The sequence below is a fragment of the Oceanisphaera marina genome (assembly GCF_014643915.1).
In the GTDB taxonomy this organism is placed as follows: Bacteria; Pseudomonadota; Gammaproteobacteria; order Enterobacterales; family Aeromonadaceae; genus Oceanimonas; species Oceanimonas marina.
The window spans coordinates 51666-75188 of record NZ_BMKE01000012.1; the positions used below are offsets into that span (position 1 = coordinate 51666).

General features: G+C 51.8%; 21 protein-coding genes. 8 read left to right on the plus strand and 13 right to left on the minus strand.

The features are described from left to right. Positions 1-135: 135 nt before the first annotated feature. From IEW52_RS08745 to IEW52_RS08765, 5 genes are all read left to right on the plus strand, one after another. On the plus strand, positions 136-423 hold the full coding sequence (locus tag IEW52_RS08745) for a hypothetical protein (RefSeq protein WP_188629687.1): 288 nt from the start codon (positions 136-138) through the stop codon (positions 421-423). A 1-nt stretch (position 424) separates the two neighbouring features. Then, on the plus strand, positions 425-1306 hold the full coding sequence (locus tag IEW52_RS08750; RefSeq protein ID WP_188629688.1) for a putative metalloprotease CJM1_0395 family protein: 882 nt from the start codon (positions 425-427) through the stop codon (positions 1304-1306). A gap of 98 nt (positions 1307-1404) precedes the next feature. Next, positions 1405-1893 (plus strand): M48 metallopeptidase family protein, encoded by a 489-nt coding sequence (locus tag IEW52_RS08755; protein ID WP_188629689.1) that lies wholly within the window; start codon positions 1405-1407, stop codon positions 1891-1893. A gap of 144 nt (positions 1894-2037) precedes the next feature. Beyond that, positions 2038-2652: a c-type cytochrome gene (locus IEW52_RS08760; RefSeq protein WP_188629690.1), complete on the plus strand. Its 615-nt coding sequence runs from the start codon at positions 2038-2040 to the stop codon at positions 2650-2652. Then, the gene (locus tag IEW52_RS08765; RefSeq protein WP_188629691.1) at positions 2652-3710 is read left to right on the plus strand and encodes a c-type cytochrome; all 1059 of its coding nucleotides are present in this window, start codon (positions 2652-2654) and stop codon (positions 3708-3710) included. Before IEW52_RS08760 ends, IEW52_RS08765 begins: the two co-directional genes overlap by 1 nt. An 81-nt stretch (positions 3711-3791) precedes the next feature. On the opposite strand, the gene IEW52_RS08770 is transcribed toward IEW52_RS08765, so the two are convergent. The 8 genes from IEW52_RS08770 to IEW52_RS08805 all read right to left on the minus strand — a co-directional run bounded on the left by IEW52_RS08770 (position 3792) and on the right by IEW52_RS08805 (position 11579). Next, complete coding sequence (locus tag IEW52_RS08770; RefSeq protein ID WP_188629692.1) at positions 3792-4772, minus strand: transporter family protein; 981 nt, start codon at positions 4770-4772, stop codon at positions 3792-3794. A 2-nt stretch (positions 4773-4774) separates the two neighbouring features. Further along, the gene (locus IEW52_RS08775; protein WP_188629693.1) at positions 4775-6046 is read right to left on the minus strand and encodes a VpsR-related response regulator; all 1272 of its coding nucleotides are present in this window, start codon (positions 6044-6046) and stop codon (positions 4775-4777) included. A gap of 239 nt (positions 6047-6285) precedes the next feature. Then, entirely contained in the window at positions 6286-6744 is a 459-nt protein-coding gene (locus IEW52_RS08780) for a hypothetical protein (protein ID WP_188629694.1), read from the minus strand. A 24-nt stretch (positions 6745-6768) separates the two neighbouring features. Beyond that, positions 6769-7440: a C39 family peptidase gene (locus IEW52_RS08785; RefSeq protein ID WP_188629695.1), complete on the minus strand. Its 672-nt coding sequence runs from the start codon at positions 7438-7440 to the stop codon at positions 6769-6771. A 1-nt stretch (position 7441) separates the two neighbouring features. After that, positions 7442-7765, minus strand: a complete 324-nt coding sequence (locus IEW52_RS08790) for a hypothetical protein (protein ID WP_188629696.1) — start codon at positions 7763-7765, stop codon at positions 7442-7444. Positions 7766-7810: 45 nt separating this feature from the next. Next, positions 7811-9058: a hypothetical protein gene (locus tag IEW52_RS08795; RefSeq protein ID WP_188629697.1), complete on the minus strand. Its 1248-nt coding sequence runs from the start codon at positions 9056-9058 to the stop codon at positions 7811-7813. Between the two features lie 481 nt (positions 9059-9539). Next, positions 9540-10841 (minus strand): mechanosensitive ion channel family protein, encoded by a 1302-nt coding sequence (locus tag IEW52_RS08800; RefSeq protein ID WP_188629698.1) that lies wholly within the window; start codon positions 10839-10841, stop codon positions 9540-9542. A 54-nt stretch (positions 10842-10895) separates the two neighbouring features. Then, positions 10896-11579, minus strand: a complete 684-nt coding sequence (locus tag IEW52_RS08805; RefSeq protein ID WP_188629699.1) for a glutathione S-transferase — start codon at positions 11577-11579, stop codon at positions 10896-10898. A gap of 206 nt (positions 11580-11785) precedes the next feature. Here IEW52_RS08805 and IEW52_RS08810 point away from each other — a divergent pair, with 206 nt between their 5' ends. Next, a complete protein-coding gene (locus tag IEW52_RS08810; RefSeq protein WP_229667864.1) occupies positions 11786-13249 on the plus strand; it encodes a DUF3360 family protein in 1464 nt (487 codons plus the stop codon). Positions 13250-13333: 84 nt separating this feature from the next. On the opposite strand, the gene IEW52_RS08815 is transcribed toward IEW52_RS08810, so the two are convergent. Together IEW52_RS08815 and sbcD are read right to left on the minus strand one after the other, a co-directional pair. Beyond that, entirely contained in the window at positions 13334-16756 is a 3423-nt protein-coding gene (locus tag IEW52_RS08815; protein WP_188629701.1) for an AAA family ATPase, read from the minus strand. Next, complete coding sequence (gene sbcD / locus IEW52_RS08820; protein ID WP_188629702.1) at positions 16753-17976, minus strand: exonuclease subunit SbcD; 1224 nt, start codon at positions 17974-17976, stop codon at positions 16753-16755. The genes IEW52_RS08815 and sbcD overlap by 4 nt, the downstream gene beginning before the upstream one ends. Positions 17977-18112: 136 nt before the next feature. Between sbcD and IEW52_RS08825 the strand changes: the two genes are divergently transcribed. After that, positions 18113-19021, plus strand: coding sequence for a DMT family transporter (locus tag IEW52_RS08825; protein WP_188629703.1), 909 nt, complete (start codon positions 18113-18115; stop codon positions 19019-19021). A gap of 56 nt (positions 19022-19077) precedes the next feature. Here the strand turns inward: IEW52_RS08825 and IEW52_RS08830 are convergent, their stop codons facing one another. Both IEW52_RS08830 and IEW52_RS08835 read right to left on the minus strand, forming a co-directional pair. Further along, positions 19078-19695, minus strand: coding sequence for a glutathione S-transferase family protein (locus IEW52_RS08830; RefSeq protein ID WP_188629704.1), 618 nt, complete (start codon positions 19693-19695; stop codon positions 19078-19080). Between the two features lie 168 nt (positions 19696-19863). Further along, complete coding sequence (locus IEW52_RS08835; protein ID WP_229667865.1) at positions 19864-20388, minus strand: MarR family winged helix-turn-helix transcriptional regulator; 525 nt, start codon at positions 20386-20388, stop codon at positions 19864-19866. A 306-nt stretch (positions 20389-20694) separates the two neighbouring features. Between IEW52_RS08835 and IEW52_RS08840 the strand changes: the two genes are divergently transcribed. Next, positions 20695-21072 carry a c-type cytochrome gene (locus IEW52_RS08840; protein ID WP_373286224.1) on the plus strand — a complete coding sequence of 126 codons (378 nt, stop codon included), beginning with the start codon at positions 20695-20697 and terminating at the stop codon, positions 21070-21072. A 190-nt stretch (positions 21073-21262) separates the two neighbouring features. Here IEW52_RS08840 and rep read toward each other — a convergent pair whose 3' ends face one another. Continuing rightward, the gene (gene rep / locus IEW52_RS08845) at positions 21263-23278 is read right to left on the minus strand and encodes a DNA helicase Rep (protein ID WP_188629706.1); all 2016 of its coding nucleotides are present in this window, start codon (positions 23276-23278) and stop codon (positions 21263-21265) included. Positions 23279-23523 lie beyond the last annotated feature (245 nt).

Sequence of the window (23523 nt, forward strand, 5' to 3'; positions counted from 1 at the left end):
AAACAAGCCATCGCTTTTCATCGTCAACTGACTGCCTGGTTTCTTATTAACAACAAAAATACCATTATATTAAATTATGTTTATAATGATGAATAATTAGACAAGATGAATGGCGTTTACTCGGGAGGCGCGATAATGAATATTCAATCTGCCTTTTCTGCCGGTTTGCAGGGATATCAACGTTCGGCCGATAGCGTCACCGAAGCATCACTGAATATCAGCCGGCAAAATATCAATACGCTTGCCAATCAATCCAGCACAGGGGCCGAGGTCAATCCGGATCAGTTTGTGGATGCCAGCAAAAAATCCGCAACCAACAGCCTGATTCAGCTGCAACAGGCTGAATTGCACGCGCAGGCCAACGTGCACAGTATTAAAACGGCCGAAGGTATGCTCGGCACCTTGATCGATATTCGGGTGTAATATGCAGATCTCTCGTCCTACTCAGGATATCTCTTCCTTTGCCCAGCCAGCGGCTGCCAGCCTGATCCAGCAAGAGAACGAACGGCGCCCGCGTATTGAGCCGGTCGCACCCACGGATCAATCCGCCACCGGGCAAACGGCAACAGACAGTTTTACGTCATCACAACAGCCCGAGACTCCCGGGCTTTATAATCGCCAGGGTAAAACGGGTGCTGGACCAACCGCCGAGACCGATAAGCCAACAGAAACTGCGGTTGTCGCCGCTCAGAACGAAGACAAGACGACAGAGTCGGCCACTGAGGAAACCGACGAGGCCGGCTCGAGCAGCCGGCAGAAAAATGTAGCAGGTAAAGAACTGACTCTTGAGCAGCAAGACGAACTATTGCAACTGCAACAACGAGATCAGGAAGTGCGGGTACACGAACAGCAACATGCCAGTGTGGGTGGTCGACACACAGGTACACCCAGCTACGAGTATGAAACCGGCCCCGATGGCAAACAGTATGTGGTTGAAGGAGAAGTGTCGGTCGATCTCTCTCCTGTTGCCGGTGACCCCATGGCCACCATAGAGAAAATGCAGCAGGTAAAAGCCGCGGCGCTGGCCCCTGCCGAGCCGTCGCAGGCGGACAAAAATGCCGCTGCCCGTGCCGAGCAGTTGATTATGGAAGCCCGCGCAGAGCTGCAACAAAACGCCAAGCCTGCGAAAGATGATAACGCGATGGCAGACAAGACGACGACGGTTAAGTCACAAACGGATATTGCTACCGAGCCCCCTACGACTAAAGATGCCTATGGCCAGATGGAGCTGAGAAATCAGGTGATTGCCGGTGTATACGGCAAGGCGGCACAAACGCATTCGCAAAACCTGCTTAACCTCGCTTAACAGCATTCACCTTTAACCTTCACTCACCTGGCAGGTCTGCAGCCCCTGCCTTTAATAACGCAACATGATTATTCTTCCAGCTTAAACAGCGAGCGCATGTGACACCTCTTAAATACCTTGCCGGGTACCCGGCTTCCATTCAGACACAAGCCTCTGAACTCATCAGTAGTGGCAAGCTTGGGGGGTATCTTGAACGCAAATACCCCCAGACCCATCAAATACAAAGTGATAAAGCGCTTTATAGCTATGCGAATGAGCTCAAAAGTCAGTACCTGCGAAAAAGCGCTCCGCTGAGCCAGGTACGTTACGACAGTAAACTCAAGGTGCTCAAGCATGCACTGGGCGTACATACTTTTCAGTCTCGGGTACAGGGTAGTAAATTAAAGGCCCACAACAGCATCACAGTCGCGACCCTGTTCAAGGCCGCCCCGCCAGAATTTTTGCGCATGATAGTGGTACATGAACTGGCCCATTTTCGAGAGAAGGAACATAACAAAGCCTTCTATCAACTATGCTGCCATATGGAACCTGAGTATCATCAGTTTGAACTGGATACCCGCCTGTGGTTACAGTGGCGAGAACTATGATGTATTTAGCCTGAAATGTGATGTTTTTGTTACTAGAATGTATGTGTAGATCAAATCTACTAAGGTTATGTGGTATGTACGTATATCACCCTAGTCATCACACTTCTAGAATACGTTCGGAAGCATAACGTCAGGATAATAACCATGAAAAAACTCGTATTCCTAGCCAGTGCCCTGGCTATACATGCATTGCCGGCAGTCGCCGAGATGCCCCCGCAGGCAGCGGCCTGTGTCAGCTGTCATCAGCCAACAGGCCTGGGAATGGCAAATTTGGCCCCCTCTATTGCAGGCATGCCCGCCTCTTATCTGGCCGCTCAGCTGGAGCACTTTAAATCCGGTACACGCAACAATGCCATCATGAAACCCATGGCCATGATGCTGGACGACGCCGGCATCAAGGCGACCAGTGAGTGGTTTGCCAGCCTGCCGGTCGCACTCCCTGCCAACCCAGCTTTCCGTGGTGAAAAACAACCACAAGACCTGACAGAGCTTGGAGAAAAACTGGCTTACCTAGGCGATTGGGAGCGTGATCTGCCTAGCTGTGTGGCCTGTCATGGTCCGGAGGGCGTAGGTGTAGGCGAAACATTTCCTCACCTTGCTGGTCAGCATGCTGACTATATCGAAAGTCAGTTGAAGGCATGGCAAGACGGGGCACGCAGCGGCGACAGCAATGGCTTGATGGGTCATGTGGCCAAGAAACTGACCGCAGAAGAAATGACCGCCGTTGCCAACTATTTTGCCAACGTGGAGACCAAATAATGTTCAGACTCTCTTCTTCAACTCTGCTGCTTGGTTTGTCACTAGCCACCGTAAGTACTGCCTATGCTGCCGATGTGGGCAAGCTGGCGATACAGGACGAGCTGCCGGTAGGCCAGGCCGCCGGCGAATATCCGCGCCCCCCCAGCTGGGATCAACTACCCGAAGGTGAGCTGGGTGAGAAAGTACTGCGTGGCTATGAACATTTCGTCAACACCCAGTCACTGGCCCCCGAGTTTGTGGGTAACGGCCTGAACTGCGTCAACTGCCATATGGATTCGGGTAAAAAAGAAAATGCCGCTCCATTATGGGCCGCTTACATGAGTTATCCGGCGTTTCGTAAGAAAAACAACAAGATCAACGATTACCAGGAGCGTATTCAGGGCTGCTTCCTGTATTCCATGAACGGCACTCCGCCGCCAACGGATGATCCGGTATTGGTTGAGCTGTCTGCCTACGCCTACTGGCTGGCTCAAGGCACTCTCACCGGTGAAAGTTTCGATCCCGCCGATATGGCCGTCCCCAGTGACGCCGAACTACTCAAGGGCGGCAAGCGGGATGATTTTCCCTTTATGCAATCCTACCTGGATGCTGGCGGCAGCAAAGAACCAGCACTGCCTGGTCGTGGTTATCCCGTCATAGATGAACCCGAACAGGCTCCGGATATTGCCCGTGGCAAAACCGTATACGAGCAGGAATGTTCGGTATGCCATGGCGCCAACGGGGAAGGGCAGATGGTTAACGAACGTTATGTATTCCCGCCATTATGGGGTCCGGAAACCTATAACTGGGGGGCTGGTATGCAGCGTGTTAATACTGCCGCTTACTTCATCAAGCGCAACATGCCTCTGGGCCAGCCAGGCAAGCTGACCGATCAGCAAGCCTGGGATGTAGCCATGTACCTGGATACTCGAGAGAGACCACAGGATCCACGTCATCATGATGATATTGCCAAAACCCGCGAACAATTCCACGGTGGCAAGAGCTATTACGGTACTGAAGTAGAAGGCAAGATATTAGGTAGCGAAAGCTATCCCAATCATCCGAACAAGCCTCAGTAAACAAAACAGAAATCATAAATGACAAGGGCCGGTTATCCGGCCCTTTTTCGGTGTGCCCGCAAACCTTGTTGCGCAATCATGTCAAAACATGATCGGCATACCAAAGTTCAGCTGAACATCCGGCGCATCTTCAGTCAGACCCGCCTGCAAGCTCATGTTTACGGAAGTTCTATCACTCAGTACCAGCGAGAAGCCGGTAGTCAGGCTGTCCAGTTGCAACACTTCCCCGGATTGTCTGCCATTTATCGACGATTCAAATACAGTTCTGTGGTTGATCCCGAGACTGAAAGACAATCGGTCGTTAACAGCAAAGCCCATTCCCATCCCGAGGAAGAAGCTGTCGCCCAGATCTATTTTGTCATTAGCCAGCCTGTCATTATCCAGATCTATACCCGCATCGGCTTCCATATTCCAGGTATAACCACCGGTGGCAAATAAAACCGCAGGATCAAGTGGATAGATCATGGTCAGGTTGGGCTCAAGTGACCAGGATCCAGACCCCGTCGGTGGATCCTTGAATATGTTGTTTCTATCAAGCTCCTGATCGAAGGGCGACTTACCCGTATCAGACTTAACCCTGAGCCCGCCAATCCAGTAAGGAGCGGATTCCAGGTTAAATTGATAACGTATTGCGGCTTCAATATCTCCAAGCCCGCCGCCACTAGAAGTAAATTTGGTCGGGTTTTGAACCCCAGTATCCTGATTTCGCTTGGTAATACTGTCGTGACGGTATACCCAGGGCGCTCTTAGTTCCAGTTCGATACGATTGGTCAACCCATAGCGAGCGGCCAGGGCCCAGGTAAACGTCGTCAAGTCAGCATCTTCTGCTTCGATAATGCCCACAAGCAGCGCGGGAAGTTGGGTGAAACCCAAAATAGAAATGCGATTAGAGGTGTTTTGTGAGTAGCTGAAGGTAGGTTCAAGTTCAAATTTACCTTTGGGAGTCATTACCCCCTGGGTTTCAAGAGCATTGGCTACCGAATTAACGACTTGTCTATCTTGCGCCTGAGCAGTCCCTATTACAGAGAGCAGTAAGCCGGCTGATATTATCCTTGTTTTCATATTTACCTCCTGATTCCATATCTTGCTATCAACCGGTGTAACGAAGCTCTGGAAATACAAAGCAACTCGGCAGCCCTCCCCGGGCGCCCCGACACCAGATTAAGAACTCTCTTTATTGCAAGTGCTTCGGCCTCCTCTCTTGCCTTTCGTAAGCTCAAATTGGCATGTTCTTCTGGAGTCAACTTTTCTTTCAGCCCTATTAGCTCGGCCCTTAAATAGCTTTCCTCACAAGAAGAAATACCCACAGCGATCCTTTCTATAAGCTCAGTTACATTACCAGGCCAGTCATACTTGGCGATGGCCTGCTCTGCATCACTGGAAAAGCCCAGAATTCTTTTTTCTTTTTCGCGACATAATTTGTGAAGATAATATTCAGCTAAAACAAGTTTATCCTGCCCCCTATCCCTTAACGGTGGTATGCTCAACCAGTTGTTTTTCAGCAACATGAGAAAGCAGGGAGAAAACACACCCGCCGTACCCAGATCATCAAAATTAAAACGACTACAAAAAACAAACTCGCAGCGATTAAATGTCTGTTCTTTCACTGAAAATAAATCACATAATTGATGTTGAACATCCAGAGAGGAATGTTCAACATCACTGATAAAAAGGCAAACCTCATCATTGCTGTACTTGTTTAATATAAACTCAAACCTGGACTGATAATCATTAAAATCAATACAACCAGCACTTAGCTCTAGAAAATGAAGACCCTTAAAATTAGCCCAGGATTCAGCCAACAGTCGTCTTCCTGTGCCTTTTTCACCAGACAGAGTAATGCCACCACCTGAGTGCTGATGAAGATATTGCAAGACATTTTTAAAAGCATTATGCTTTCCTATTATTTCTCCTCGCTGAAACAATAAGTTCAAATTGCTTTTAAGATTCGTCATGCCATAGGCTCTACCTATGGTAATAAACAATTTATCCTCCGATATAGGGGTGGTGTGATAATCATAGCAATGTGTCACCACAAAAAGCTGCCATTCTTTTTGGGACAACTGACATTTAGAGAGCACGGCAATCCAGGACACGCCTTGGTAACTATTAAGCCAACATTCTAATTTAGCATCTGGTTTATCTACTCCGCTACAGTCAATGATGCCGATCGGTGCTTCGGTGCTATCAAGATACAGCGCTGCGGCTTCCAGGCTTTTGTATCTTATCAATGTCCAGTTAGAGTGCTGGTTACCCAGCACTCGCAGGCCTGAAGAATACTGAAGAACCAGAACCTCCCTCTCTAAGGTCATCTTGCACTCACCTTCATCATCCATGTCATATATCACTATAGAACAGAACGAAGCGGTCACGGGAAATGAAAGAAAAAACACCAAGCTGGCTGCCATACCTGCTGCCAGAAGAGGCTGTGAGAGGGAAGTAAATTAGCAAGCCATGATATTTATTACTGGCCGAAATACTTCCCAGTGATACAACAGCATAAAAATAATTAATTTAACTCTACAATGACTCTCAGTTCGATCAAGAGTCCGAATTAAGATATTATTCTTCAGCATTAATAACTTATATGCCTCATGGCATCTCTGACTCTGCTGGATACTCTCTGACTATTCAGGTAAGCATCAATCTTTATCGGAGTAACTACATCAACATGCAGAATTACGTCCGACCTGATACCGCTAGCCGCATTATCCACAACAAAGCCCAGCTGTCCTTTTCCGTTCAAAGCAGTAATATTAAAACCCTTGACACCTGCCACATCATTTATCATTACAGGATGCTTACTGTCCATATCCAGGTTAAACATATTACTGAAAAAGACTCTTTGACCATTAATCAACGCCTCCATCTTCAACCCGATAGAGTAGTTTATACCGGGTAAAGAAAAACCACCTCGTTGCTGTTCTAACATACTTTCTGACAGCACAGGTGCATTATCGAGAGAAAAGCCATCCGTTTTTGAAAAGGCCAACACTGGTATAGCAAGCATAAAAACCATTAGCCATTTCATCATGTTTACCTCTCTGGATTACAGGCGCTAATAATCGAACTCTGTGGGTAACATCAAATCCGTAAGATGTGGCATTCGTTGAATAAAAGCCATTCTTGATGGGGCTGCAGGTGCAGAGTGCTCCCAGTCTTCTCTTTGGTTGAAACTGGCTTTTGCAATATCAGTGTTATCTCTAATAAAAAGAAAAATACCGTTACTACTTTTATCAAACTTTTCTTCTTCTATTACATGCATTCCTATCGAAGGGTCTCCTACCAATACCTTGTTATCTTCCACACCCTTGACGACGACAAAGTGGTTATAACCATTATAGTTAACCAAAGCTATAGTGGGCATAGCCAGCTTGGCCACATCTTTTACCTTTAAAGTATAGCCATCAGAGTTGAGCCCCCTTCTGCTCAAGAATTTTTTCATATCCAACATGGAGAAGCCTTTTTTTTCTATTTTTTCTTTATCCCCATATTTAAACATTTCTTCAAAAACAGTAGCTTCGGTTATTGGCATGTTATAGTGATGAGTGAGTAAGGATGCCAAAGCCGCAGAGCCACAACTGAAATCATATTTTTGCTTAACCACCTCTCCAAATTTAATTTCACCAAAACTTTTCACCGGCACTCTAAGGTGCCCCCCTCCAGCGCCCGGCAAGTTCAGAGCGAAACTAGCCACTGGAAAAAAAAGTAATATCAATAATTTCTTCATATTATCTGGCCGAAATTATGTTGATGGATGTACTCATATTGGTAACATTATTATTACCAGATGAGAGGTTAATCATTATGATACCGTTAGATCCGGAGAATGAGTTTGGTGATATGGTATTCTTCCCCGTCAATACAAATGAATTAGACATGTTATTACCAGAAACCACACCGCCCTGGTCAGTGACATTGTTTTGACTGGAAATGTTGACCATCCCCCTGCTGTCATCTAGAAAATCATCATCGGCAACGGCTAAAGTATCTAACTCCAGTCCGGAAAACACACATGAGCTCCAGAATGCCAACAACAACACTAACTTCTTCATATATCCTCCTTGAAATATGCCGACCCAAAGGCCGGCATAATAAAGTTAGAACTGAACACTGGCGTTTACGTTGATGCTCTGATGACCAAGAGAACCGTGGCCAGAAATACCTTGCTGTATGCTCATACCATGAGACGTTCCCGAATTACCCAGACTATTATTACCGGACTGAATAATGGATACCGAACTCACATTATTTACTGCATTGGCAGTAGTCGCTTGATCAAGGTTTTGAGTCGGGGTCAAGTATGCAAAACCTGAACCTACACCTTCACCGGTGCCAACTGCATCGGCATAACCACCGCCACTACCGTCCCCTTCGCTGCTATTACCACCTGAGCTGTATAAACCTCCATTTTCGCCACCAACAGCGCCCGCACCGGCACCTTCACCCATGCTTGAACCAGAGCCGTTGCCGGTACCTGTACCATAGGAATCATTATTACCTGATTGATCCTGCCCTGCCCCATTGGTACTGGTAGCATTACTATTACCACTGGCAGTGGAGGATGAAGTGACTCCTGCGGTATTACCGTATTGATTATTTACGTTTTGCTGGTCAACTCGTTTGGTTTCAGTATGTGTCCAACTCCATGTCTTGGTTAAGTCGTAATCAATATTGTAATCTATACGTGTATCGGCACTTCTATTATTACTATCGTGACTACTGCTGTTGTTGTTACTGTCATTGGTACTACTGTTACTACTATTATCGTTATTGCTGTCATTCATACTATAGTTACCATTGTTACTTCTATCACTTTGGTCACTATTGTCACTGTTGTTGCTATTGTCACTATTATTGCTATGGTCACTACTATCATTATTACTATTGTTCATGCTGTTATTGGCACTATTGTCGCTACTGTCATTAAGGCTATCATTTACACTGCTGTTAGTACGACTGCTATTGTCATTTTGACTATCATTAGTGCTGTTGTTAGCTCGAGCGCTATTATCATTAAAACTGTCATTAGCACTGTCGTTGGTACGACTACTGTTATCACTGCTATTATTCTGGCTGTCGTTTGTACTATTGTTAGCACGACGACTATTATCGCTACTATCATTTAAACTGTCGTTGACACTGCTGTTAGCTCGACTACTGTTGTCACTATTATTTCTATTGCCGTCCAGGTTATAATCGTTTAAGTTACTGCTATCGCTGGCTTGATTACCTTGACCATTACTGTTCAAACCATCACCCATATCAAAATCATCAGCCATAGCACCAAAGGAAGCTCCTACGGATAGGGCCACCAATACCGCTAACGTTTTCTTTTGCATAGACATATAAAATCCCTCTTCTTTATCAACAAAAGTGCCTATCTAATTTCTTCTGCCCATGTCACCCGACAGAAGCAAAGGTTGTTCAGACAACCCTAGGTTAAAGACTAGCCGAGCCACAAAGTCGAGGTGTTTCAAAAAAAATTATTAACAAATCAAATCAATATATAGAAACGCGCCCGTCTCAACATAGAGAATATGTTGTCTCATCCTTAAGACATCTCTTGCTAATTTGAGTCCTTAAACAAACCAATACTTCATCATCCACGTTTTATCTACATTGGATGCCCAACAGCAAGCAATTGAACACTATCGATTTAATAAAATAAACAGTATCCAACAGCACCTTCAGGAGTCAATAAGATACCTTTGTTCCTTAAAATCGGTGTAGCAATAACACAGATAACAAATCGAGGTAACAATGAGTCTTTAAATACTTTGATGAGGAGGGAGTATAATAAAAAAGGGCCATTTGGCCCTTTTTGTGTCAGCCGATTTTTTGTCGCGGCGAAACTTGTTGCAAATCGAAGGACTGGCGAACCAGCGCTCGCATATCATATCCCGTCGGTGCCTGATGCGCCCTGAGACCGAACTCCGGCAGCACGGCAAAGATATGATCGAAAATATCCCCTTGTATGGATTCGTACTCTACCCAGCTGGTCGTATTGGTAAAGGCATAAATCTCAACGGGAATACCATTCGGCGTTTGTTCAAGCTGGCGCACCATCAGCGTCATCTGTTGGTGAATGCGTGGGTGGCTTTTCAGTAATCTTTCCAGATAAATCCGAAAGGTGCCGATATTGGTCAGGCGACGGCCATTGGCCAGAGAGGATAAATCCAGTTGCTGATTACTATTATATTGGGTGAGCTCCTGCACTTTTTCATCCAGATAAGGCGCCAGCATTTGGGCCCGTTGCAGCCGATGAATATCCTCTGTTTGCAAGAAATGCACGCTGCTGCTGTCGAGCAACAGGCTGCGTTTCAGCCGCCGGCCGCCCGACTCGCTCATGCCCCGCCAGTTTTTAAAGGAATCGGAAATCAGCGCGTAGGTAGGAATAGTAGTAATGGTGTTATCCCAGTTTTGTACCTTGACCGTGGTAAGCCCGATATCGATGACCGCACCATCAGCCCCGTATTTGGGCATTTCCAGCCAGTCTCCCACGGTCAGCATATTATTGGCCGACAGCTGAATACCGGCCACCAGCCCCAGAATCGGATCTTTGAATACCAGCATGAGTACCGCCGTCATGGCGCCCAGGCCACTGAGTAGCAGCAGCGGCGACTTGCCAATCAGCAGCGACACAATCAACAGGCCGATAAAAATACTGGCGATCAGCTTGATGCTCTGAAAAATACCGCGCAGCGGAAAATGCCGCATGGCCGGTTTGTGCCGGGAAATATCCAGCAAGGCATCCAGCAAAGAGAACAGCGACAGCATGCCATACAGCAAAATCCAGATATGTGCCGTCGACTGAATCAGGGGTAACAAGGTGGACTCGTTTTCCAGCCAGAGTCCCGCCTGAATATAGATGATGATGCCTTGCAGCGTCAGGGCCAGCCTGCTGAACAACTTGCGTTCAAAAAATGCCTTGCGCCAAATTTGCTGATTGCCCCGCGCTCGGCTGCCGACCCAGGAGATCACCACCCTGTGCAATAGAAAATGAATGCCCACCGAAATCAAGATAATCAGTACTATGGCACAAGCGGTATATGCCAAGTCCGAAAATTGCGGAATGTATTTGTCCAGCCAGGGCATGACCAGCCCTTCCAGATCGCTCACTTCATCCATTATGGTTTCCTACTTTTCAAAAATTAAATCGACATTCAGCATGCGCTGTCATTATCACTGGGTCGTCCTGGGCCCGTATAAATAGGTCCCGCCTTTTTTCAGTGCCCGCAAATAAGCCGGCCTCGTTTGTAACTGCGTGACATAGGATTTCAATCTGGGATAACTGTCGGCCAGCCTGGCTCTGTGCATGGCCGCTTCCAGAGGAAAGCTCATCTGAATATCGGCCGCACTGATATGTTCACCCAGAAACCATTCATGACAGGCTAGATGATCCGCGACAAAGTTCAGGTGGGTGTGAAGTTGTTGATTCAGGAAGGCGTTATCGACGCCGGCTACTATTTTTTTCACCAGCGGACGAATAAAAAACGGCATGGGTGCCTGCTGCATTTTGTCGAACACATGACGCATCAGCAATGGCGGCATCAAAGACCCTTCGGCATAATGCAACCAGTAAACATAATCCCACCAGGCTTGAGTATTGGCTTCGGGTAACAAGGTGCGGCTCCCGTAGCGCTGCGCCAGATAGTCGATAATGGCCCCCGATTCGGCCAGCCGGATATTCCCGTCAATTAATATCGGCGCCTTGCCCAACGGATGTACCCGTTTAAGGCTCTCGGGCGCCAGGCTGGTATTGACGTCGCGCTGGTAGAACTTAATCTCATAGTCCAGTTCCAACTCTTCCAGCATCCAGAGAATACGCTGTGAGCGAGAGTCATTAAGATAATGCAGCTGTATCATGCCGTCCCTTCCTTAATTAAGGTCGTCTCATCTGTACTGAGTGGGAAAACAGCACCATAGCATAAATTATCGTCTGCCAAGGTGCTCAATCCGGGCAGTTATTTATTGAACATTAAGACTTATGTCGAATACAACATTCTGATAACAACTCCTATTATCTGCTGTGAAATGACACCATTAAGATGGTCACCATCAAGGAGAATCCCGTGTCACAAACCAACAACAGCAGTTACCGCGCCAAGCACAAGCCCCGTCGCGACTTCGACAGCCGCGCCGCTTATCTCGAACATGAACTGACCATAATGGAGCCCAAACGCTGGCGTTTGAACCTGCCATTCAAGGACTACCGTTTTGAGCTGGAAGATCTGGTGCCAGCCCTTGCGGCGACCATAGGTAAAATCGTGATGGTGGCCGCCGTGGTGGCCGCCTTTGCCGGACCTCTGGGGCTGTCTGATGCTTTCGTGGTAGAAAACGTGCGTTTCGAAATGCTGATCGCCGCCGTGTTGTTCGTGATCCTGTTTTCGGGATTGATCAACCCGACCGCCAACCTGGCCGGTACCCACGGCCCCATGATCCCGCTGATCCCCCTGATCGTCGCCTCCGGCGGTCACCCCTTGGCACTGGGCCTGCTGGTCGGCCTGTTTGGCTTGCTGCTCAGTATTACCAAGGGCGGCAGCAAATTGATGGCACTCACCAGTGACGGGGTGCGAGGCGGCCTGCTGATTTATCTCGGCGCCGTGGGTCTGTTCAGCCAGCTCAAGGCGCTGACTGCCTGGGCCAATGGTATCGACATGGGCTATATCGCCTTTGCGGTCATTTTAAGCACCATCATCATGTATGCCCTGCTGGCAAGGCTGGAAATGCGCTGGTTGTCCATTCCGCTCGGCTCCGGCATTGCCTTCGTGATTGCCATCGCTCTGGGCGCACCGTTCGAGTTTGTTACCGAGCCCGGCATGCCTCATCTTTCTCCTTCCTACTGGTGGGGTGAAAATACCGGTTGGCAGATGGGGTGGCCCGAGCTGCATCACTTTGTCAGCGTGGCCCCTTTCGCCGTGTTGGCGGTAGCCATGTGGTCGCCCGACTTCATGGGACACCGGGTATTTCAGGAACTGAACTATCCGAAAAAAGCCACCAAGGTGCTGATGAACGTGGACGACACCATGGGTATCGCCTCGGTTCGCCAGGCGGTGGGCAGCGTACTCGGCGGCGGTAACCTCGCTTCCTCCTGGGGTACCTACATGATTCCCGCTGCTATCGCCAAGCGCCCCATTCCCGCTGGCGCCATACTGACCGGCATTATGTGTATTGCCGCCGCGATCTGGGGTTATCCCATGGATCTGGCGGTCTGGGCGCCGGTGTTGAGAGTGGCGTTGATAGTTGGGGTATTCATGCCCTTGCTGGAAGCAGGCATGCAGATGACGCGCAGCACCACCAGCAGCCAGTCTGCCGGCATAGTGGTATTCGCCTCCGCCTTCGTGAACCCGGTATTCGGTTGGTCGATGACCATGTTGCTCGACAACCTGGGCCTGATTGGTGACAAGGAGCGCGGAAAAACACTGCGCCGCACCGACCGCTGGGTGATCCCCGGCGTGACCTTTATCATACTGCTGGCCATCATGGCCGCCGTAGGCATGCTGCCCGGTATTCCGGCACTGATCACCGCCGAATAACGGGTGCGCAAAACCAGAGAAAAAGCCGGAGCCATGCTCCGGCTTTTTATTGGCCTTAATCCTTTCAGGCAACAAACCCGCCGCTTATAGCGCAAATTCCGCTGCCAGTCGGCTCAGCCCCAGCCCCTGGCTCTTGCTCAGCTTGATCTGCACCGGTACCCGCTCCTTCAAGGCATCTATGTGGCTGATCACCCCTATCATCTTGCCGCTGGCATTCAAGGCATCCAGAGCATCCAGCGCCACCTCCAGGGTTTCGGCATCCAGGGTACCGAAGCCTTCATCTAGGAACAATGAATCGATGCGGGTCTTGCTGCTGACCAGATCCGACAGCGCCAGCGCCAGCGCCAGACTGACCAGGAAGCTTTCTCCGCCGGACAGGGTCTGGGTATCCCGGGCCACATCCGCCTGCCAGGTATCAATCACCGACAATTCCAGCTCGCCGCCGCACTTGCGCGCCAGTTGATAGCGCCCATGCAAACGTACCAGTCGCTGATTGGCTAGGTGCACCAGATGCTCCAGGGTCAACCCTTGAGCAAAACGACGATACTTGGCGCCATCGGCGGAGCCAATCAGGTGATTGAGCTGCTCCCATAGTTGCAGCTGTTGCTGCTGGGTATCGATATTGTCGAATAATGCCTGCTGACGCTGACGACGCTCGGCATCGACGGTCAATTTGGCACGACAGCCACCAATGTGCTGCTGAATACGAGCTACTTCGGCTTGACCTTGCTGCAGTTGCTGCTGCAAGGTCGCCTGAGCCGCGGGATCCGTTTCTCCCAGTTGGAGGGTCGCTTGCTGCTGCTGGTGTTGGGCCTGTTCCAGCAGGGTGTTCGCTTTATACAATGCCTGCTCCAGCTGCTGCTGGTACTCGGATAACCGTGCTTGCTCATCGTCACTCAACCGGGCTGCCAAAAAGTCGCTGTCATCGGCAAAGGGGCTGGCGCTAAGTGCCTGCCGCCAGGCCTGATGCTGGGCTTCATAGTCCGCAGCCTGCTCCGAAGCATGCTGCTCCATGGCCTGCAAGCGAGCCGTTTTTTGCCGCAACTGCTCGGTTAGCGCTTGCCACTGTTCGGTCAGTTGAGCCAGGGCCGCAGCCGGATCTGCAACGGAGCTTAATAGCGACTTGTCGACCAGCACAAGCTGCTGCCATCGGGATTGCCATTGCGCCTGCTCGGCTTCTGCCTGCCGCTGCTGCTCCGTTAGCTGCCGTTGCTCAGCCAACAACGTCTGCACACGAGCGTGCTGCTGCTGCCACTGCTGCCATGCCTGTTCACGCTCTGCCAGCCAGCTTTGCCAGTTGCCGGGGGCCGGCCAGTTCAGCGCTTGCAGAGAGGCGGTCAATGCCGTTTCTTGCTGCTGCAATAACTGCTGTTGCTGATTAATCTGGCGCTGGCATTGCTCGGCCTGATCCATCAGCGACTGTCGCTGTTGCGCGTACAGGCTATCTTGATGCTGTAACCGGGCCAGGGCACCCTCTGCCTGCTGACGTTGTTGCTGTGCCTGCTGTAGCTGGGTTTGTTGTTGCTCTATGGCAGAGAGCTGCTGTTCCAGGGTGTGTAAATATTCTTGCCGCTGCGCCACTGCATCCTGCTGGGCCTGAGCGGTGTCGGCCTCGATCGCAAGCTGGGACAAACCACTTTGTATTTGCTTGGTGAGCGCCTCTATATCTTGCGCCAGCTGTTGCAGCTGCTGCTCGGCTTGCTGCACTTTGGCCTGCTGTCTGGCAAATGCCTGGTTAAGCTGCTGCCCTTGCTGCTCCAACGCCGCACGCTGGCGCTGTTTATCGGCCAGACTGTTCGCCGTGGCATCATCCAGTGCCTGATAGGCGGCAATGGCGGGGTGAGTTTCACTGCCACACAGTGGGCAGGCTTCATCTGGCTGCAGTCTCGCCCTGTGCTGTTCCAATGCGCGAATGCGCTGCTCCTGCTCCAGCAGCTTTTCTTTATCGCGGATCTGCTCTTGCAACACTTTATAATCACCGCGAGATTGCTGCAGCTGGTGCTCCAGCTGCAGCAATTCGGGTTGTTGCGCCGTTAGCTGCTGCTGAGCGGCTTGGTGCGCCGCTTGCAGCCTGGCTAATTGGGGCCAGCTGTACAATAGCTGGCTCCATACCGGTTGCTGCTGCCTGAGGTTGTGCACCTGCTGGCGAAGATTGACCAGCGATTGTCCCGCCAGTGTCTGTTCCAGCCGTTGTTGCTGTTGTACTTCGGCGGCGCTGATGGTTTCCAGCTCGCGCCGGGCCGCATCCGTTTGTTGTTGCGACTGCTGTTGCTCGCGGGTGACAGTGTCCACTTGAGTGTGCAGCTGGCTCAAATCCTGCTTCAAGATATCCAGAGTCCGTTGCTCTTTCTCCTGCCCGCGAATTTGCCCACGCCAGTCAGCCAGATATTCACCCAGCCGTTCGGCGACCGGATTGCCGGCCATGCTTTGCTCCAGCCGAGCCTGTTCTTCACCCAACTGCTGTTGCGCCTGATTTAGCTGCTGCACTCGCTGCCGGCTCAGCTGTGCGCCTTGCCAGCAACCCTCATGCTGCTGTTCGGTTAACTGCTGTTGCTCATGCTGCAACTGGCCAAGCTGCTGCTGCAGTTGTTGTTGTCGGGTTTGACTATGCTCTCGCTGGGCCCAGGCAGCTTGCAAACGGTTGGCGGGCAAGGCTCGCGCCAGTCGGGTACGTTGCGCCTCACCGCCCTGCCAGGCTTGCTCGGCTTCTTGCTGCTGTTGGCGGGCCGTAGTCACTTGCTCTGTTGTCTGCTTGTAGGCCGTAATCTGGGACAGGCTGGTGTTAATTTGCTGCAAGGCATGGCTTTTTTGCTGTTGCTCAAGCTCGGCGGCATCAATGTCGGCCTGCATCTGCTGGCGCTGCTCGTCACCGAGCAACTCCATGCCCTGGGCGCGGGCATTAAGCTCGGCCAGAGTGCTCTGCTGTTCGCGGGTTTGCTCAAACACCCGCCTCGACAACTGGGCATAAATATCGGTGCCGGTAAGCTCTTCCAGCAGCTCGGCTCGCTCGTTGGCATTGGCATGCAAAAAGGCGGCAAATCCCCCCTGCGCCAGCAACATGGACTTGGTAAAGCGACCAAAATCCAGGCCACTGAGCTCTTCCGTCAGGCGCAGCTTGTCGTTGATTTTGTTGGTCAGAATGGTGCCATCCAGGCTGGCCAGTTCCACCTTGGGCGCTTGCAGTTTGCCGTCCAGCTTGTCTCGTGAACGGCGCTGACTCCAGAAGGCACGATAACCCTGGCCCTTGATGTCGAATTCCACTTCCGCCAGACAGTCGGCGGTGTGGCGGGTCATCAGCTCGTTGCTGCTGGCCGATACCGACTTCATGCGCGGCGTTTCGTGATACAAGGCCAGGCAGATCGCATCGAGCAGCGTGGTTTTACCGGCACCGGTCGGCCCGACGATGGCAAACAGGCCGTTGTCGCAGAAAGGCGGCTGAGTGAAGTCGATTTTCCACTCCCCTTTAAGGGAGTTCAGGTTTTTTAACCGCAAGCTCAGGATTTTCATGACTCTTGCTCCATCTCTGCCAACACCCCTTGATACAGGTCGTTAAGCGCCTGCTCGCGATCTGCTGGCAAAGCCTCGGCTGCCAGCCGCTGGGCAAACACTTCGTGCGGCGTCATTTCACTCAAGGTGATCCGCGATTCAGCGGTCAACCCATCCAGCAGCGCCGTGCGCTGGCGGCGCACCAGCAATATCTCCAGCGCCAGTCCGTCGGCCAGTTGTTCGACCCTGGGTTGCAAGTCACTCAAATAGTCGTCTTCTGCCACCGTCACCTCTAGCCATACCGGCAGCGTGTGCTGGTGCGCCTCTTGCTCCGCCACCGCTCGCATGGCCTGGGCCAACTGCTGCAGATTGCCCTTCACCCTGGCCATGGGCTGAAATACCGGCACCGGCAACGGCGTGACCGCCGCCAAGCCCTCAGGGCCCACCTCCACCAATAACACTTCTTTTTGCTGGCCCACTTCATCGAAGCTCAAGGCAATGGGCGAGCCGCTGTAACGAATATGCTCATAACCACCGACTTTTTGCGGCCGATGAATATGGCCCAGCGCAATATAATCCGCAGGAGGGAAGGCACTGGCAGGAAAGGCATCCAGAGTGCCAATATAGATTTCGCGTACCGAATCGCTGCTGCTGGCGCCCACCGTGGTTAAATGACCGGTGGCAATAATAGGCAAGGGGCGACCATGAGCTTGCCGACGCTGTTCGGCCTGGGCAAATAATTGCTGGTAGTGACCGGCAATCGCCTGCTGCAAGGTATGTTGCTTGTCGGCGGCACTTTGTCCCGACTCACTGGCCATTACCTCACGGGCGCGAATAAACGGCACCGCGCACAACACAGCCCCCGGCTCACCGGCACTATTGTGCAGCGTGATCACCTGATGCTGCGCATCGGCCAGCACCCCCGGAATCACCTGCACATTCAGGCACTCCAACAGGCTGCGCGACTCGTTCAGCATGGCTACAGAGTCATGATTCCCACCCAGTATCACCAGCTGCGCACCGGTTTGCTGCAGTTCAACGATAAAGCCGTTATACAGCTCGCGGGCATAACTGGGCGGCGTGCCGGTATCAAACACATCACCCGCCACCAAAACCGCATCTATCTCGTGCGTATGCACCTGCTCCACCAGCCAACGCAAAAAGGCCTGATGTTCTTCAAAACGGGTTTTACCCATAAAGTGCTGGCCGAGATGCCAGTCGGAGGTGTGCAATATGCGCATAGTGACTCTTATGATTAACAGGGAATGGTTGCCGCGAGCCGTTATTAAACCCGCTAACCGCCGGAGTGGCAAATCTGGCTTTGCTCTGTTCCCAAACTTGCTAGACTGAGCCTTTCCCGCTGATTTGCAGTGATACATGTCCTTTTCATACGATTACCTCGCCTTGGCGGCGGCAGCCTGCTGGGCCGTGGCCAGTTTGTTATCCGCCAATGCCGCGCGCCATCTGGGGGCCTTTGCCTTTTCTCGCTGGCGCATGTTTTGTGTCAGCGTCATGCTGTGGGGCATGGCAGTGTTAACCGGTGGCTGGAGCAGCCTGAGCAGTCACAGCCTGGGGATCATGGCCATTTCCGGCCTTATCGGCATTTTTATCGGCGATACTGCCCTGTTTGCCGCCATGAATCGCCTTGGGCCGCGCCGCTCTGGAGTGCTGTTTGCCACTCATGCGCTGTTTTCTGCCCTATTGGCCTATTGGGTGTTTGGCGAAGTGATCGCCGGCTGGACACTGGTGGGGTGCCTGTTATTGGTGAGTGGCGTGATGACCGCCATTTTCATGGGCAAGCGCGCCAACGAAACCCATGCTTGGGAGCAGGACAACGGTTCCCCCTGGCCAGGCATTGCCCTGGGATTACTGGCCGCCCTGTGCCAATCGGTGGCCACCTTGATGGTAAAACCGGTGATGATGGATGAGCTGAGCGTCGTCGACCCTGTTTCTGCGTCGGCGGTACGCATGAGCACTGCCTTTCTGGCTCATCTGGGCTTGCTGTGGTGCGGTTGGTCGGTCGCTAAACCCCTGCAACGCATCAACTGGCCGATCTTTGGCATGGTGGCCATGAATGCCTTTCTGGCCATGGGGGTGGGAATGACATTGATTTTGCTGGCCTTGCGTTATGGGGAGGTGGGGATGGTGGCCATGCTGAGTTCGGTAAGCCCGGTACTGGTGTTACCCCTGTTGTGGCTGCTGATGAAACGGCGCCCCGCCAATGGTGCCTGGCTGGGTGCCGCCGTGACGGTGATGGGCACCATTTTAATCGTGGCCCGACATTAAAAATAACGTCATCAGCCGACTGTAAACGTTCAACCAGACCAGCTGATCGTGTACCGCTATTTCAATCCTTCTACTGCCATTACTTTCTGTACTGCCGGATCGGCTTTCATGTCCGCAAAGTGGCGTGCCACGTGTGGATAATCATCCAGGCCATTGGGCAGCACCTTGGTCGCCCAGTAGCAGTAGACAAAGGCGCAGGCATCGATAATGCCCCGCTCATCTTCCAGATAATAATCTCGACTAGCCAGATGGATGTCCATGCGCTTAAACAAGGGGATAACCTGGGCTGGCACGGCGGCCTTGATGGCCTTTTTCGCCTCGGCACTGGTGTCGGTGGTATATTTTTCCGGATTGAAATACGGCGCGAATGCCCGGTATACATCGGCGTTAAAGAAGCTCAGCCAGTAATCACACTGACAATTCATGACCGGATCCTGCCCCGGGCCCAAGTGGGCTCCTTCTGGCAAGCGAGACAAATAACGTAAAATGGCGCTGTTTTGATACAAGGCGCCCATTTCTTCGGTGAATAGCACCGGCACCGTGGCCAGGTAGTTAATTTTAATAAATTCCGGATCTCGCGTATCCGCCAGCTCCAGCTCATAGGGCAAGTCCAGCCAAGCCAACACTATGTGGGAAGCGAGTGAACAAGCACCAGGCCTGTAATATAACTTCATTCAATAACCTCCTAGATGGCCCTTGGGCCGCTCGGTCAATCTGCATTGATGTCGTCAACCGGCCCGAGCCTCCGAGTGCGACTCATTTGATTATCAGCAGAGAATCGATAATGCGCGATCTTATCACCCCAACTTTATTGCACGATCGCTATAAAATTGAAGCATGTCTCAGTCTTCTATCGCGATCAGCATCTTTTTCAGCAAGGCTGCGGCTTGCTGCTGCTCGTCTGGGGTCAGCGTATTGGCCAGCTCGGCCTCGGCCGCCAAATGATGCTTGACCGCTTCTTCCAGTACCTTGAACCCCTGTTCGGTAAGGGTCACGATAACACCACGCCTGTCATGATCCGCCTGGGCACGGCTGACCAGCCCCCGACTTTCAAGCCGATTAATGCGATTGGTCAAGGCGCCTGAAGAGATAAGCACCATGCTCTGCAGCTGATTGGGCGATAGCTGAAAGCTTGGCGGGTAACGACGCAACGCCGCCAGCACATCAAATTCACCCACGTTCAAATCATAATGTGCCAGGTCTTGCAGCACTCGACGGGTAATAAAGTATTCCAGACGCACTATGCGCCCAATTACTTCGGTACTGCCTAGCTCGAGGTCGGGACGAACCTGCTGCCAAAGACCAACAATGCGGTCTATTTGATCCATCACCTCGTCTTGGGTGGGGTTGTTAGAAGTGTTCTGCATGTAGTTATCGTCCATTATTATTCGACGCTCCAATATATTCGCGGCCATTTTCACGTCAAGAGACCTCAATAATAACATAAAGAATTCTGTTGCTGCCTAGCTGCAATGGTGTACGGAGCGAGAAAAAAACCCTTTTCTTTACTGGTTTACACCGTAAGCTGGCCGTTTAATGACCGTGATAGTTACGGTATACTCCGCTGGTTTAACAAGATTAATGGAAATGAATAAGCCAACTGGGAGAATAAAAAGGTGAGCCTGTTAAAAAACCTGTTGCTGGCCGGTGTTGCCGCTGCCGCGTTAAGTGGTATGGCTTATGCCGCCAATGAAATGTCGCCTGAAGCCATTGCCGAACGTACCAAACCGGTAGGTAGCGTTTATACCGCTGCCGATCTGGAAGGTATTGTCGACACTGCCGCCGCAGGCAGCAGCGACGAACCCGCGGAGCCACGCAGCGGAGATGCGGTCTTTAACGCCGCGTGTTCTGCCTGTCACGCTACCGGTGCAGCCGGTGCGCCCATTAAAGGCGACGCTGACGCATGGGGACCACGTATTGCCAAGGGTCGCGACACTCTGCTGAACCACGCGCTGAATGGCTTTAACGCCATGCCACCTCGTGGTGCGTGCGGCAATTGCTCGGATGAAGAAATTGCCCATGCCGTTGATTACATGATAGACGCCATCTAAGTAAAACAAGGGCGCTGAGCCATGTTGATAAAAAGCCGCAGCAATGCGGCTTTTTTGTGCCTGCCGCAAGAAGCAGCAGCGCGACTGCTTCGAGCAATATTTGCATGGTATGCAAGCACAACCGAAGTCTCCCTGCATAGTACGACTCTCGCCAGCATCCATGGTTTTACTGACAGCTGACCGCTGATAGCTATCCTTTCTTGAGCATGGCCCGCAGGTTGGCAACACTGCTCTGGCCTTTTTGCATGCGTTCCGCTTCACTGGGAGGCTTGCGATTATGTTCCCAGTCCAGATCCTGCTGCGGCAGTTCGAGTAAGAAACGACTCGGTTCGGGCCGTATCTGTTCGCCAAACTGGCGTCGCTCCCGGCACAGGGTAAAAGTCAGTGCTTGCTGGGCCCGGGTAATTCCCACGTAGGCCAGGCGCCGCTCTTCTTCGATATTGTCTTCGTCTATGCTGCTCTGATGAGGCAACAAGCCCTCTTCCATGCCCACCATGAATACATAGGGGAACTCCAGCCCCTTGGACGAATGCAGCGTCATCAGCTGAACCTGTTCGCCGTCATCTTCGTCTTCTCCCCGCTCCATCATGTCGCGCAGGGTCAGACGGATCACCACTTCGGGAAGCGTCATCGGCTCTTCCAGCTCGGAGCCTTCCAGCATCTGACTGACCCATTTGAATAGCGTCGACACGTTTTGCATGCGCATTTCGGCGGCTCTGGGGCTGGGCGAACTCTCGTACAGCCATTCTTCGTAGTTGATGTCTTTGATCATGTCGCGCACCGCTTCCACCGCGTTGCCCCGCGCCGCTTCCTCGCCGCGGCGCACCAGCCAGTTGCTGAAGGCGCGAACCGACAGCAGGCCGCGCCCGTCGAGGGTTTGTTCCAACCCCAGCTCGAAGCTGGCGGCAAACAGGCTTTTACCTCGACTATTGGCGTAGGTCCCCAGCTTTTCCAGGCTGGTGGGGCCAATTTCACGGCGCGGCGTATTCACGACACGCAAGAAGGCGTTATCGTCATCGGCGTTCACCAACAGGCGCAGATACGCCATTATGTCTTTGATTTCGGTGCGAGAGAAAAACGAGGTGCCGCCGCTGATCTTGTAGGGAATACGGTTGGTCATCAGCTGTTTTTCCAGCATCCGCGACTGATGATTGCCCCGATACAGAATCGCGTAATCACCAAAGCGGGTGCCGTTCATGAACTTGTGGCCCATGATCTCAGCGACCACCCGCTCCGCTTCATGCTCTTCATTTTTGGCAAACAGCACCCGCACCGGCGCCGCATAGTCCATTTCGGAAAATAGCTGCTTTTCAAACACATGGGGATTGTTGGCAATCAGAATATTGGCACACTGCAGAATTTGTCCGCGCGAGCGATAATTCTGCTCCAGCATGATTACCTTGAGCTGCGGGTAGTCTTCTTTTAACAACACCAGATTTTGCGGCCGCGCCCCGCGCCAGGAGTAAATCGACTGATCGTCGTCACCCACCACGGTAAAGCGTGCGCGCTCACCGGCCAGCAGCTTGACCAGCTCATACTGGCTGGTATTGGTGTCCTGATATTCATCCACCAGCAAGTAGCGGATCTTGTTTTGCCAGTACTGCCGCACTTCGTGATTGGTTTTCAGCAGCAAGGTGGGCATCAGGATCAGATCGTCAAAATCCAGCGCATTATAGGCCTTCATCTGGCGCTGATAACGGGCATAACACTCGGCAAACAGCACCAACTCGGGATCGTTCGCCAGTCGTGCCGCCCGCGCCGGTAATACCAGATCGTTTTTCCAGTTGGAAATGGTGCTGATCAAGCGGCCAAGGGCGTCTTTATCGCCGTCCAGCTCCTGCTCGGTCAGATCCTTTAACAGCGCCAGCTGATCCTGATCGTCAAACAGTGAAAAGCCGGCCTTTAAATTCAGCGTCTTGTGTTCGCGGCGAATAATATCCAGGCCCAGGGTATGAAAAGTCGATACCATCAAGCCCCGCGCTTCGCTTTTGCCCAGGGCTTGTGACACCCGCTCTTTCAATTCACGGGCCGCCTTGTTGGTGAAGGTTACGGCGGCGATATTTCGCGCTTTATAGTCACACTTTCGCACCAGATAGGCGATTTTATTGATGATTACCCGCGTCTTGCCACTGCCGGCGCCCGCCAGCACCAGGCAGGGGCCACCAATGTAGTGCACGGCATCGTCTTGGGCTGGATTCAGTTTCATGAGGGCATTCCGACAGTTGAACAGGGCACGTATTCTAACGGTTGCCACCGGCAGGCGAAAGGCCAAGCGTCCTTCTGGCAGCTTGTAAACTCGCTCTTACCAATAAAAACACTTTGGCACTTTTCGATCTTATCCCATGTTAATGTTTCCGTGTTCTTCCGTGGATTCCGTGGCGAAATAGGGTTTGATTTGGCTTATCTTGTCCTCTTTACCCTTTACACTTCATGCTTAACCGCACATGATCT

Coding starts and splice junctions, on each gene's coding strand:
- IEW52_RS08770 (WP_188629692.1), bottom strand. CDS start 4,772: ATGAAAACAAGGATAATATCAGCCGGCTTACTGCTCTCTGTAATAGGG.
- IEW52_RS08790 (WP_188629696.1), bottom strand. CDS start 7,765: ATGAAGAAGTTAGTGTTGTTGTTGGCATTCTGGAGCTCATGTGTGTTT.
- IEW52_RS08775 (WP_188629693.1), bottom strand. CDS start 6,046: ATGGATGATGAAGGTGAGTGCAAGATGACCTTAGAGAGGGAGGTTCTG.
- IEW52_RS08760 (WP_188629690.1), top strand. CDS start 2,038: ATGAAAAAACTCGTATTCCTAGCCAGTGCCCTGGCTATACATGCATTG.
- IEW52_RS08800 (WP_188629698.1), bottom strand. CDS start 10,841: ATGGATGAAGTGAGCGATCTGGAAGGGCTGGTCATGCCCTGGCTGGAC.
- IEW52_RS08840 (WP_373286224.1), top strand. CDS start 20,695: ATGGCTTATGCCGCCAATGAAATGTCGCCTGAAGCCATTGCCGAACGT.
- IEW52_RS08805 (WP_188629699.1), bottom strand. CDS start 11,579: ATGATACAGCTGCATTATCTTAATGACTCTCGCTCACAGCGTATTCTC.
- sbcD (WP_188629702.1), bottom strand. CDS start 17,976: ATGCGCATATTGCACACCTCCGACTGGCATCTCGGCCAGCACTTTATG.
- IEW52_RS08780 (WP_188629694.1), bottom strand. CDS start 6,744: ATGATGAAATGGCTAATGGTTTTTATGCTTGCTATACCAGTGTTGGCC.
- rep (WP_188629706.1), bottom strand. CDS start 23,278: ATGAAACTGAATCCAGCCCAAGACGATGCCGTGCACTACATTGGTGGC.
- IEW52_RS08750 (WP_188629688.1), top strand. CDS start 425: ATGCAGATCTCTCGTCCTACTCAGGATATCTCTTCCTTTGCCCAGCCA.
- IEW52_RS08825 (WP_188629703.1), top strand. CDS start 18,113: ATGTCCTTTTCATACGATTACCTCGCCTTGGCGGCGGCAGCCTGCTGG.
- IEW52_RS08830 (WP_188629704.1), bottom strand. CDS start 19,695: ATGAAGTTATATTACAGGCCTGGTGCTTGTTCACTCGCTTCCCACATA.
- IEW52_RS08835 (WP_229667865.1), bottom strand. CDS start 20,388: ATGCAGAACACTTCTAACAACCCCACCCAAGACGAGGTGATGGATCAA.
- IEW52_RS08745 (WP_188629687.1), top strand. CDS start 136: ATGAATATTCAATCTGCCTTTTCTGCCGGTTTGCAGGGATATCAACGT.
- IEW52_RS08815 (WP_188629701.1), bottom strand. CDS start 16,756: ATGAAAATCCTGAGCTTGCGGTTAAAAAACCTGAACTCCCTTAAAGGG.
- IEW52_RS08795 (WP_188629697.1), bottom strand. CDS start 9,058: ATGTCTATGCAAAAGAAAACGTTAGCGGTATTGGTGGCCCTATCCGTA.
- IEW52_RS08765 (WP_188629691.1), top strand. CDS start 2,652: ATGTTCAGACTCTCTTCTTCAACTCTGCTGCTTGGTTTGTCACTAGCC.
- IEW52_RS08785 (WP_188629695.1), bottom strand. CDS start 7,440: ATGAAGAAATTATTGATATTACTTTTTTTTCCAGTGGCTAGTTTCGCT.